The 11,597-nt window shown below is 57.0% G+C and carries 10 protein-coding genes; 6 read left to right on the forward strand and 4 right to left on the reverse strand.

Features of this window, described 5'->3' with window-relative positions:
* Positions 1-134: 134 nt before the first annotated feature.
* Positions 135-908: a 4Fe-4S binding protein gene (locus GTO89_RS11605; protein ID WP_161262257.1), complete on the reverse strand. Its 774-nt coding sequence runs from the start codon at positions 906-908 to the stop codon at positions 135-137.
* Between the two features lie 108 nt (positions 909-1,016).
* Here GTO89_RS11605 and GTO89_RS11610 point away from each other — a divergent pair, with 108 nt between their 5' ends.
* The 4 genes from GTO89_RS11610 to spoVG all read left to right on the forward strand — a co-directional run bounded on the left by GTO89_RS11610 (position 1,017) and on the right by spoVG (position 5,070).
* Positions 1,017-1,709, forward strand: a complete 693-nt coding sequence (locus tag GTO89_RS11610; RefSeq protein WP_161262258.1) for a Crp/Fnr family transcriptional regulator — start codon at positions 1,017-1,019, stop codon at positions 1,707-1,709.
* Positions 1,710-1,844: 135 nt separating this feature from the next.
* Positions 1,845-2,246, forward strand: coding sequence for a hypothetical protein (locus GTO89_RS11615; RefSeq protein WP_161262259.1), 402 nt, complete (start codon positions 1,845-1,847; stop codon positions 2,244-2,246).
* Positions 2,247-2,611: 365 nt separating this feature from the next.
* On the forward strand, positions 2,612-4,552 hold the full coding sequence (locus GTO89_RS11620) for a methyl-accepting chemotaxis protein (protein WP_161262260.1): 1,941 nt from the start codon (positions 2,612-2,614) through the stop codon (positions 4,550-4,552).
* A gap of 233 nt (positions 4,553-4,785) precedes the next feature.
* On the forward strand, positions 4,786-5,070 hold the full coding sequence (gene spoVG, locus GTO89_RS11625) for a septation regulator SpoVG (RefSeq protein WP_161262261.1): 285 nt from the start codon (positions 4,786-4,788) through the stop codon (positions 5,068-5,070).
* A 108-nt stretch (positions 5,071-5,178) separates the two neighbouring features.
* On the opposite strand, the gene GTO89_RS11630 is transcribed toward spoVG, so the two are convergent.
* Positions 5,179-5,976, reverse strand: coding sequence for a creatininase family protein (locus GTO89_RS11630; RefSeq protein WP_161262262.1), 798 nt, complete (start codon positions 5,974-5,976; stop codon positions 5,179-5,181).
* 179 nt (positions 5,977-6,155) lie between these two features.
* On the opposite strand from GTO89_RS11630, the gene GTO89_RS11635 reads away from it, so the two are divergent.
* The gene (locus GTO89_RS11635; RefSeq protein ID WP_161262263.1) at positions 6,156-6,572 is read left to right on the forward strand and encodes an EamA family transporter; all 417 of its coding nucleotides are present in this window, start codon (positions 6,156-6,158) and stop codon (positions 6,570-6,572) included.
* 176 nt (positions 6,573-6,748) lie between these two features.
* Positions 6,749-9,169, forward strand: coding sequence for a DUF4855 domain-containing protein (locus GTO89_RS11640; protein ID WP_161262264.1), 2,421 nt, complete (start codon positions 6,749-6,751; stop codon positions 9,167-9,169).
* 143 nt (positions 9,170-9,312) lie between these two features.
* Here the strand turns inward: GTO89_RS11640 and GTO89_RS11645 are convergent, their stop codons facing one another.
* On the reverse strand, positions 9,313-10,680 hold the full coding sequence (locus GTO89_RS11645) for a sodium-dependent transporter (protein ID WP_161262265.1): 1,368 nt from the start codon (positions 10,678-10,680) through the stop codon (positions 9,313-9,315).
* A 252-nt stretch (positions 10,681-10,932) separates the two neighbouring features.
* Entirely contained in the window at positions 10,933-11,499 is a 567-nt protein-coding gene (locus tag GTO89_RS11650; protein ID WP_161262266.1) for a hypothetical protein, read from the reverse strand.
* Positions 11,500-11,597 lie beyond the last annotated feature (98 nt).

The following is an 11,597-nucleotide window of genomic DNA, read 5'->3' on the forward strand; positions in this document are numbered from 1 at the left end:
GGTTGGCTCTCGTTCTGTCGCTTATAAACAATAGGGGTGCGCCCTTTCAGCGCTTTTTTGAGACCCCCATGATCAGGCCACGGCGAGGGACATCCGAATATCTTGTTAATGACCGTCAAGACAGGGCATTTCCTTTAGACCCCTTGGACGATGCGCCCGTCGGTGCCGATGATGACGATCTGCCAGGGGATGATCTTGCCGCTGGCGGCGAGGGCTTTCTTCACGGCGTTGACGATGCCGCCGCAGCAGGGAACCTCCATCCGGAGCACGGTCAGGCTCTGCAACTCATGGGTCGCCAGGATCTCCGTCAGTTTTTCGGCGTAGTCGATGTCATCCAGCTTCGGGCAGCCGATCAGGGTGATCTTGTTTTTCATGAACTCATGGTGAATCCCGGCATAGGCGAAGGCGGTGCAGTCGGCGGCGATGAGCAGGTGACAGTTGTCAAAGAAGGTCGCCCGTGGGGAGACGAGCTTCAGTTGGCAGGGCCATTGGCGCAGTTGCGACTCGACCCCAGACTGTACGGGCGCGTCGGAACCGGCGGAGGGAGCTACCGGTTCGGATGTTCGTTGGAAAAGGCGAGTTTTCATGCCAGGGCAGCCGCTGGGGCTAGCGGGAGCAGTGGCGGGCCTATCGCAAGCGGAAGCGGCCCCGTGGGGATGGGCCTGTTTCCGTTCCTCTATCCGCTCTTTCACCGCCACTTCGTCAAAGGGTTCCGCTTCTCGTTCCACCAGCGTGATGGCGTCGGTGGGGCATTCGGGGAGGCAGTCGCCGAGACCGTCGCAGTAGACGTCAGAGACGAGTTTCGCCTTGCCCTCGACCAGTTGCAGGGCCCCTTCATGGCAGGCGGAGACGCAGAGCCCGCAGCCGTTGCATTTTTCCTCATTGATTGTGACGATTTTCCGTTTCATATCGTGTATCCTCCTCTGGATTGGTTTGCTTTTGCATGTTCACTATAATAAAATTGAACGAAAAAATCGGTAGCCATAGCTACCGAAAACGCGCAAAGGAATGAATCCATGAACAGGGAAGAGATCCTCCGGCTGAGCGCCTGCCCGCTCTTCAACGGCCTGACACCCGAGGTGGTCAAGGCGATGCAGGTATGCCTTGAACCGAAAATTGCCCGGTATAAAAGGAACGATGTCATCGCCTTTGCCGGCGAAGCCTTTGACAGCATCGGCATTCTGCTCACAGGCGAAGCCCAGGTGATCAAGGAAACGGCGGCCGGTCACCGAGCGATGATGGACATGCTCCGTCCCGGGGGCCTCTTTGGCGAGATCGTTGTCTTTTCCACCAACGCCAGCTGGCCGGCCACGGTCATCGCTCAGGAAGAGAGTCAGGTCATGTTCATCCCCCGGCGCAAGCTGATCGGTCAATGTGAACGCAGTTGCGACTGGCACCGCGTCATCATCCAAAACATGCTTCGCATCATCTCCGAGAAGGCCATGATGCTGAACAAAAAAGTAGAGTACCTGTCCATCAAGAGCATGCGGGGAAAACTGAGCGCCTTTTTCTTGGAGCAGCAAAAAAAAGCCGGCGCCGCCACCTTTCGCTTGCCCATGAAGCGAAACGAACTGGCCGACTTTCTGAACGTGTCCCGGCCCTCTATGTCGAGGGAGATGGCGCGCATGCGTGAAGAGGGGTTGATCGATTTTCACCTGGAGACGGTGCGCATCATCGACATGGAGGCATTGCGAGACAGGTCTGAATAATGGTGTTCCGAACAGCTGAGCTGCGCTTGTGGCTAAAATCGCTCATTCAAATATTTTTTATCTTTTTCATCAATACTAGAAGGAATTTTCTGAATTTTGAAGAAAGTCTATCTTCATCTTAGTGGAGGTGATGCCATGTACGGACAACAGGCGATTCCCATGGTGGTTCGAGTCCCAGCGACCAGCCATCCGCCGATCCCCCATGGCCTTGTCGAGGCCGCGGCGTGGGGACCGGACGCCGGCGCGCCGAGCCCCACCCATCCGGTGATCCGTTGGGGTGGGTACACCTACTGGGTCTACAACGTAGTCGCCCGCAATGGCATTGGCATCGTCGCCTATGACGAGGCGGCCAACGTTGTGGGACAATGGGAAAAACCCGGCGCCAGTCATATCTGGCAGATCACGGTGGAAGCGGACAGCCAGCGGGTCATCTTCTGGGGGCAGAGCAACTACCGGGTTGTCATGCGCTGGCATGAACTGTCCATTCCGCCCCTGGCTGTTCCTGCCCCGGCGACCACCTTCCATTTCGCGAACTGACAACCGCATCGAAAAGCGAACCCGGCGGTCCACCGCCGGGTTCGCTTTTCGATGCGGACAGCGTTGCACACCGCAGTAGCGCCCGCTCATCTTCTCGTTCGTTACGTTGTCCCGAATCGCTTCGACGAAAGGCCCTGCGCCAGCTCTACCACAACGATCGTTGGCCGTTCAGCAGTTACCAAAAAAGCGAGCGTTTCTATGATAATATAAACCTTTTTCCGATAGAATTAGGTTCAACTTCATGAGCATGACATCCTTAGTGACAATCGACGTCGAGCAGGTTGCGAAAGTGAGAACCAGAAGGAGCCACAGCAAGCCCCAATCGTCCCGGTAATCAAGGCATTACTGTAGAGAGAGGGAAGGCCATGTCGATTCGCAAACAGATCCTTTTTTGGTTGGTCATGTTCGCGCTGTTGCCGCTGTTGTTGGCAAGTGGTTTGAGTTATTTTTCTGTCAACAAGAGCTTGGCTGAGATCGAACGGGAACAGGCGCGCTTTGCCGGCGAGTCCACCGTAAACACCCTGGGTGTTCTGCTGCAGCGGGCAGAGGTGGCGGCGAAGACCTATGCCTTTTGGGATGAGGCCCATGAGCATTTGAACGAAAACGAGAAAGAATGGATTCATAAGGAAATCATTGAAGGCGCGATCAATGATTATGAAATGGACTTTGGTGTTGTCGCCGATCTGTCGGGAAATATCCTGGCTTCCTACGGAAAGGAGGGTTTCTCCGGTGATCTGCGCAAACATCCCTCCATAAAAAAGCTGATCGCCGGGGAGAAACTGATCTCCGGTTTTTACCAGGGCGAACAGGGGCTGGCCTTGATCGGCGCGGCCAAGATCTTGGAGTCAAAGGGCCTCGGTCTGCCGGTCGGTTATCTGGTTTTGGGCACATATGTGGACACGCCTCATCTGGAGACCGTGAAAAAGTTGGTGGGCGCCGATATCACCCTCTTTTCCGATCAGGGAAAATGGCTCATGACGACCGATGAAGGGCTCGCAACCGAACAACCGCCTGGTGAGGAAGTGAGCAAGCGCCAGGTGAAAGAGACCTACTACCTGAGCACGATCCGTCCCCTTGCAGACATCAATGGCGATGTGGTCGCTCAGGTGGCGGCGGCGATCCCGGTGACGGCGAGCGTACAGACGGAGAAGAATATAAAAATGGTCACTGTTGGCACATTGCTGGTGAGTCTCCTCATCGCCCTCGCTTTCGGCACAGCCACATCGGGCCGGTTGGCCAAACCGATCACCGCCACAGCGGAATTGCTGCGGACGATCGCTGGCGGCGATCTGCGGCCTCGCGAGGTTCATGTTGAAGGGCAAGGGGAGATCAAAACCCTCATTGACGCCTACCGGACGATGGCGGAGAACCTGCGCGCGCTGATCCTGGGCGCCAATACCAGCGCCGATGAGGTTGCCCAATCATTCGATCTATTGAAGGTAAATATGAGCGATATTGAAAAAGCCACGGAAGAGATCACCAATGGCGTCCAAGAGGTGGCTGCTCGTTCCCAGGCTGTGGCCGAAACAGCAGAGCGTTCGGTCGATGTGGTCACCCAGATCCAGGGAAACATCCATGCCATGATTCAAGAATTCGAAGAGACGCGGACCGTTTCCCGGGCAGCGGCCGAGTCGGCCCAGGGCGGCGCCCGCGTGATCGATCAGGTGACCGCGCACATGGAGCGCATCCGGAAAAAGTCCATGGAAACGGAAGAGACCGTCACTGCCCTGGGTGAACAGTCACAGAAGATCAGCCAGATCATTGAAACGATCACGGCGATCGCTAGCCAGACAAACCTGCTCGCCCTGAATGCGGCCATCGAGGCGGCGAGGGCGGGCGACCAGGGACGGGGGTTCGCCGTGGTGGCCGAAGAAGTGCGCAAACTGGCCGAGGAATCGGCTGCCGCCGCTGCTGAGATTCAGTCGATCGTCCAGCGCGTCTGTGAGGGAACGGAGGCATCGATCCGAGCCATCGCCGAGGAAGCGGAGACCGTCCGGGACGGTTCCCTTTTGATTGAAAAATCGGGCCAGGTCTTTGCGGAGGTTGAGCGGATATCCACACACGTCGCCAGCCATGTGGAAACCATCGCCGACCGGGCGACAGAATTGCGCAGCCAGAGCGAAGCGGTGTTGCGCCAGGTGGCCGATGTGAAAGAAAACATCGTTACGGTGACAGCCCATTCGCAGGTCATCGCCTCTGCCTCAGAGGAACAACTGGCCTCAGTACATGAAGGAACCGATTCGGCGTCCAGGTTAGATGTGATGGCGCAACGGCTCAAGACCTTGACCGGGCAATTTTCCCTTTGAAACCGAAGGGAACTGGTTATGTGACCGGAGAACCCGATCAGAGGGGGGAATGACCCAAAAATCGAATCAAAAACAGGATTCGACTTACGAAAATTCACCTCTCCGAAACATCTCTTGAAGAAGGGTCGTCGGTCCAGCGAATTTATCTTTGTTTTTGTTCTTGCAAGGATTGACATTTGCAAAATACGTAATAATATAAGGTTAGGTTAACTTTTGAAGAGGGTGTTTCGAACGTGAAGATCACAGACATTCGGATTCGCAAACTGTATGTGGACAGCAAGATAAAAGCAATCTTCTCTGTAACATTCGATAGCGCCTTTGTCGTCCATGACGTCAAGGTGGTGGAAGGACCCAATGGCCTGATCGTGGCCATGCCCAGCCGCAAGCGGCCAGATGGCAAATACTGCGACATTTTTCATCCCATCTCTGCTGACGCGCGCGAGGTCGTCTCTTCCGCTATCATGAGCGCCTACAATGAAGCGGTCGATCAAAGCAGTCAGGACGGGGTCACAGCTTGAGCGGATCCCAAAGGGCGGGGCGCCCTCCTTTCCTTCCGCACAGCGCACGAATCGTATGCACGGAACAAACAGTCTGAACCGTTGCCCGAATGGCAGCGGTTTTTTCTTTTACGGATCCATGCGTAAGAATTTGTTCGTGAGGCCTTGGATCAAAGGAGGGGGAGGCCAGGCGACGCCTTTCAGAAGGTCCATGGCTGCGTCGGCCCAGATCTCCAGGCCAGGGAGCAATCGCTGCCCTTCTTCAGCGGAGGCCGCAGCAGGATTGCCCAAATACCCGCCGGACGCGCCTTTCTCCCGCCATGTGCCGGAGGAATGCAGGTTGTCGATCGCCACCGGGGAAAGTTGCCGCGCCGCTTCCCGGTCAACCTGTTCCGGATGCAGGGCCAGCATGAGCGATGTTTCGACGCGACCGGCATGAATGTCCGGAATGGCATTGGGCGCCGGATCATGAGGTAAATGGAAAAACCAGTGGGCAAAGGGCTCGGCGACCCTGAGCGGATGGTTCTTTTCGACCGCTGCGATGGCGGCGTGGATAGCGGCGAGATGGGCCGGCGATCCATGGGGAGAGACGACGACGGCATAGCGAAACCCCCACCGGCTCACCGAAGACAGCAGTTCAACGACCAAGGGGAAAAAGACCTGTTCGGTCAGAGACAGGGTGCCGGGAAAATCAGCCGTTTCCCTGGCCACACCCAGGGGGATCAAGGGAAAGACATAGGGGCGGAGCGAAGACTGGCCTTCCAGTTTGACTGCTGACCGCCGGCATCCCTCGACGGCGCAATGGCAGTCGACTCCGATGGGGAGATGAGGGCCATGTTCTTCGAGCGGGACAATGGGCAAGAACAAGAGGCTCTTCTCCGGGTCGATCGAACCCAAGCTCGGCCAGGACATGGTGATGATCTCCATGAGCGGTCCTCCTTCGACGGTTCGTCAATCTCTTGAAAGCGCGTCACTGGTTTTCAAAGAAAACGGAGCAGAAGAAGCGGTACACTCGCTGCTAGCCTATGCGTATAAAGATAGAAATGGCTATACCCATCACATGAATTGTTCGTTGACGGATCGCTCCAGGAAAGGGCGAAAACACGATGACCGGCTACATGCTGATGTTTGTCCTCCTCTGCTGGGGCTTGTGGCCGATCATGGACAAGAAGTTCTTGACCGGCATCAATCCATGGTGGGGCATTTTCTGGGCCGAGCTATGTGGGCTGTTGTTTCTGCCGCTGTTGTACTGGATCGCGAAGAAGTACGGCGGTGATGTAGAGGGAGTGCCCGCGACGTTGGGATGGGGCTTTTTGAGTCGGTTGTTGGATCTGATGGGGCTTATGTTCTTCTATATTTTGTTGAGCAAAAATCCTGCCGGATGGACGATCATAACGGTATCCATGTACCCGTTAGTGACCCTTTTCTTTGGCATCCTCTTCTTTGGGGAGACATTGAACGGGCGGGTGCTGATGGGGAGCGCCTGTGTGCTCAGTGGGCTCATGTTGCTGATGCGACGATAGCCTGTTCGGTGGAACTTTCATCGCGCCGCCTGCGTCTTTTAGGCAGGGGGCGATTTTTCTGCCGTTTTAGGGTAGGGGGACATGCTGGTCTTACAGATCATGGGAAAGGGAATTTGTGTTTTAAGGGCGAAGTTACCTTTAATAATCCAAATCGAAACGGAGAGATTTGTTCAAAGATGCAAAGAAAACTGGTTGCTTCCTGTACGGCAGCATTGATTTTCGTCGGTTCCTGTCTTACCCCCGTCACCATGGCCGTCGCCTCACCCGGCGAAAGCGGCGCGCCGCCACTGAGCAAGGAAGCCTCAACGCAAGGGCTTCCTCTAGAAGCACCGCGAGAGCCTGCCATCAAACGGCTGCAGTTCCTCTCCCAGTTGGCCACAGCGCTGGGAATCCAGCCCCTCTTCCCGTCAAAGGCGTCCTTCGCCGATGTTTCGCCCGGTTCCCTCGACGGCGGCGCTGTGGAGGCGCTGAACTGTCTGGGCCTGCTGTCCAACCTATCGCCGGACCGGCTGGGCGCTTCCGAGCCCATGACCCGGCAGGACGCTGCGTTGCTTCTCTGGCGCGCCTTGGGAGACAGCCAAGAATTGTACCCTGGCGACCCCTTCACAGATGAAGAGGAGATCGCTGAAGACGCCCGCTCTGCCGCTCGTTTTGCCGCTGGCAAGGGCTGGTTGGCGGCAGGGGATGGCCGATTTCGCCCACAGGACGGAGTGACCCTTTCCGAGACGGAGCGCTTGATGGAGGCGCTGCGCCAGTTCCGGAAATACCAGGCCATGCAAGCCGTCGCCGTTACATCGAAGCGTCAAGTCGGCCTTCGTCCCGATGAGACGAAAGCCGTTGAAGTCCCGCCTGGCGCGCCGGCCCAGTGGACACCGGGCAACGGGGGCGCTATCGGGTTTACGCCTGTCTTCGGTATCGACGACCTCAAGCTGGGGCGGCTGTCCGGCGATGACGGGTTTACCCTGGGACCCCAGGCGCCGCAGGGCCTCGTCACTGTCAACGCCGGCCTCGCCGCGTACCCCTTGGAGGTGGACGCCTACAATGCATCCAAGGTAAAAACGGCGTCGCCGGCCGATCAAAAGGATGCCCCGGCCTTGTCTGCGCCGATCGCGAATACAGAGTATACCGTCCAGATCAGCCAACATGGGCCTGACCTCGCTTTTCAACAGCAAGAGACAAAACTCTACCCCGGACCCAAGGCAGGGTTGGCATCGCCCGAAGAGACCTGGACCGGCTTTCTCCGCCAGGAAGGCCGCGATGTGCTGATCGATCTGCAGCGGCTGCGCCCGGTGACTGGAGTTTCCCTGGAGTTTCAGCAAAACCTGCAACTGGGGATCCTGATGCCCCCGTACCTGCAAGGCGCCATCTCTCCCGACGGCGTCAATTGGTATTACCTGGGCGAGGTCCGTCATCGCCTGTCGCCTTCTGATGCGAAAGCGCAGCAACGTATCCTGGCCTTGCGATTTCCGGCCGTAAATGCGCGGTACATAAAACTCAGCTTCCCTGTCGACAACTGGGCCTTTGCGCGGCGTTTGACCGTCGAGAGCGCCCCGGCGGCGACGAAACCGGTGGTGCTGAGCCGCGATGAACGGGTGGTCAAGTCGGCCGACAATACCCTTCAGATTCCCGGCGTCAATGACATCCTGCTCATCTACACAGGAAACTACGGAAAAGCCGGGACATGGACGAGCGATGAGTTTCTCCCTATGGTTGCTTACCGCAAGGACCAGCGCCTTCAGGGGCGGATGTTCGATACGATGCTTTTCCTCCCCTATGAGGAGACGGGCAGTGTCAAGGACAAGTGGAGCGCCTATCTGGAGGATCTCTTTGCTCCCGGCGTCCAACTGAGCGCCCTGAATGACGCCGTGGCCCAAATGAACAATGTCCTGGGAACGACAGAAAAGGAAAAGGTCATCCTCACGTTGCCCTACCCCAACAGCCGGGAACACAACTTCGGCAGCCTGGAGAAAAAGGGACCGGTTCTCTCATTCGACGCCGCTCAAGTGGGCCGCGAGCAGGCGCTGGCGAACCGGTTGGCGGCGCAGAAGTGGTATTACGGGGAACTGGTCAACCGGTGGAATGCCGCCAAGTTCGACCATCTGGAACTGGCCGGGATCTACTGGTATGCCGAGACGATTGACGCCAATATCCCTGACGAAACGGAACTGGTGCAGGGGGCGGCCCGCCTCGTCCGCGCCGACAAGCGCGACTTCTACTGGATCCCTTTTTATGGCGCCAACGGTTATGAAAACTGGCGCTCCTACGGGTTCGAATATGTGCTGTTGCAACCGAACTACTACGCGGAAGACAGCAAGCCCGATGAGCGAATGGACCGGACGGCGGCGCTGACCCGCAAGTACCGGCTCGGCATGGAACTGGAGATCAGCGATCAGATCTTCTATTCGCCCAGCCACTACGACACCTTCTACAAACAGCTCAACAAGGCCCACCAACTCGGCGCCGACGGTTCCATGACGAATGCCTACTACGCCGCCTCGAAGACCCTGGTCCGTGTCTGCAACAGCAGCGATCCGAAGATCCGCGCCATCTATGACGACCTGTACCGCTGGATGCGGGGGAATTATCGGCCCAAATGACCGGGCAACACAAGCGTTGGATGTAGACAGGCGCGTTAGGCCGATCCGGCAAGACAGCGAAAACGAAAAAAGACAGGAAAAGCAAAGACCGCGATGATAGGCGAAGAGCCCGATCATCGCGGTCTGCGTTTTTACGGTCGATTTTACAACACGCCGATGGAATGAAGGAAGACGATGATCAGCAGGGCCGGCGTCACATAGCGGGCGATAAACCGGACGACAGCGACGACGCCGGCAATGCCGATGCGACCCTGGTTGGTCAACTCCTGCTGCCATTGGGCCTTGTCGATGACATGACCGGCGAAGAGGGCGATGAAGAGCCCCCCTAAAGGCAGCATGATGTTGGAGGAGACGAAATCATAGAAGTCAAAAAAGCTTTTGCCAAAGAGGGTGACACCGCCGAGCAGGCCTGCGCTGTCTGCCGAGAGTGACGCCGGGATGCCCAGCAGGACGATGACGACGGCGCAGAGGAGCACCGATGTTTTGCGGGAGAGACCCCGTTCTTCACTGAAGTAGGCCACAGGCACCTCGACAAGGGAGAGCATGGCCGTCGTGGCGGCGATGGAGGTTAATAAGAAAAAGGCGATCAACAGCGCGTTGCCGAAGGGCAGCTGGGAAAAGACGAGGGGGATGGTCATGAAGAGCAGCCCCGGACCGGCTCCCGGTTCCATGCCGAAGGCGAAGACCGTCGGGAAGATGGCGATGCCGGCCAGCATGGAGACCAGCGTGTCCGCCATAGCCACCTTGGCGGCTGTGCCGAGCAGGTTGTTGTCTTCCGTAAAGTAACTGCTGTAGGTGATCATGGTGCCCATGCCGAGGGAGAGTTTAAAGAAAGCCAGGCCCATAGCCGTCAGGATGACGGCCCCGCTCAACTGGTTGAAGTCCACATGGAAGAGGAACTTGAGCCCTTCCGACGCGCCGGGCAGGGTGATGGCGCGGATGTCGATGATGACGATGATGAGGAACAAGAGCGGCATCAATGTCTTGGTGATCTTTTCGATTCCTTTTTTGACGCCCATCGTCAGGATCAACGAGACGACGGCCATGACGATGACCTGCCAGAGAATCGGTGAGACAGGGTCGGTGACGACACTGCCGAACTGGGCTTTTGCCGAGTCGAGGGTGACGCCAGCGAAGTCGCCACGGAGCGCCTTGAACAGGTAGTAGTAGACCCAGCCGGCGACACAACTGTAAAAAAACATGATCAGACCCGAGGCGGCGACCCCCATGGTGCCGATGTGTTTCCAGGGAGAGCGTGGCTTCAATTGTTCAAAGGCGCCGATGGCGTTTTTGCGAGTCTTGCGACCGATGAAGAACTCACTGGCCATGACCGGCAAACCGACGAAGAGGATACAGAGGAAGTAGACGAGCAGGAAAGCGCCGCCGCCGTTCGCGCCGACGAGGTAAGGGAACTTCCATATATTCCCCAATCCGACGGCAGAACCGAGGGTGGCGAAGAATACAGCCAGGCCGGAAGAAAAGGTCTCACGGCTGTTGCGGGTCTGGTGCATGGGATCACCCCCTGAGTGTATTTGTGAAATAGGAAACAAGATAACTATTATTGTAATGTGAAAAAGGTGATTTCTCTGTTATTAAAAGATTGCGAAAATTTACGCGATAACAAGGATGTGGCTTTTGCCGGCGCCATGGAAGCCTAATGCTATTTTTCCCGGAATCGCAACGATGTTGCGCCCTTTTCAGCGCGATAAAGCCCCGGACTCCATCAAGAGTACGGGGCTTTTTGCGGCATCACGATATGTTGTTCACTCCGGCCAATTGCCGCCGGTCAGGTGATCGCGCAGGTCAAGGAGGACACCTTCTTTGCGAGGGCCTTCACTGGATGAGCCGATCGGTTCACCGGCCCTTGCCGAGGCAACACCGAGCGTCGACGACGGGGCCGTGGCGGCCGCCGACGCAGCCATTTTTGAGGCGGTCGGTTCCGTTTCCGGAGTGTCGCCGTCACGGAACTGCCCTTTGTTCATGGCGTAAATTTGCTTTTCCAGCCGCTCCACCCGATCGGCCATCTTAAAGACGCTTTCCGTGACCCGGTTGCCGAACCCCTTCATGGCCGGAGAGACGGCTTCATCAAAGAGCTTGACGGCGACCATCGTCTTCTGGGTGATTGACATCTCAACCACATTGCGCACCGTCGATTTGATCATCGACTCCAATTCGGGACGAAGTTGTTCCAGGTTGTCGCGGGCGATGGCGTCATCGATCAGACGCGACAGGATCTCGGGAATCGGTTCACCCTGCAAATCGGATTGGCCTTCAAGCCAGTGGAGTCGTTCCGGTGATAGTTCCAACGTGATCTTCTTTGATTTGGTCAATTGGAAAACCCCTCTCTTTGTCTCGTCCAGTCTCTTTCTCTTGGGTTTCCAGATACGTCGTGCCCTCGTTCCCATTTTACCGGAAACATTTTGGGATT

The organism is Heliomicrobium gestii, assembly GCF_009877435.1.
GTDB lineage: Bacteria > Bacillota > Desulfitobacteriia > Heliobacteriales > Heliobacteriaceae > Heliomicrobium > Heliomicrobium gestii.

Excerpts from the sequence above, each read along its gene's own strand:
- GTO89_RS11640 (WP_161262264.1), top strand. The coding sequence starts at position 6,749 with ATGCAAAGAAAACTGGTTGCTTCCTGTACGGCAGCATTGATTTTCGTC.
- GTO89_RS11635 (WP_161262263.1), top strand. The coding sequence starts at position 6,156 with ATGACCGGCTACATGCTGATGTTTGTCCTCCTCTGCTGGGGCTTGTGG.
- GTO89_RS11645 (WP_161262265.1), bottom strand. The coding sequence starts at position 10,680 with ATGCACCAGACCCGCAACAGCCGTGAGACCTTTTCTTCCGGCCTGGCT.
- GTO89_RS11610 (WP_161262258.1), top strand. The coding sequence starts at position 1,017 with ATGAACAGGGAAGAGATCCTCCGGCTGAGCGCCTGCCCGCTCTTCAAC.
- GTO89_RS11615 (WP_161262259.1), top strand. The coding sequence starts at position 1,845 with ATGTACGGACAACAGGCGATTCCCATGGTGGTTCGAGTCCCAGCGACC.
- GTO89_RS11620 (WP_161262260.1), top strand. The coding sequence starts at position 2,612 with ATGTCGATTCGCAAACAGATCCTTTTTTGGTTGGTCATGTTCGCGCTG.
- GTO89_RS11630 (WP_161262262.1), bottom strand. The coding sequence starts at position 5,976 with ATGGAGATCATCACCATGTCCTGGCCGAGCTTGGGTTCGATCGACCCG.
- GTO89_RS11605 (WP_161262257.1), bottom strand. The coding sequence starts at position 908 with ATGAAACGGAAAATCGTCACAATCAATGAGGAAAAATGCAACGGCTGC.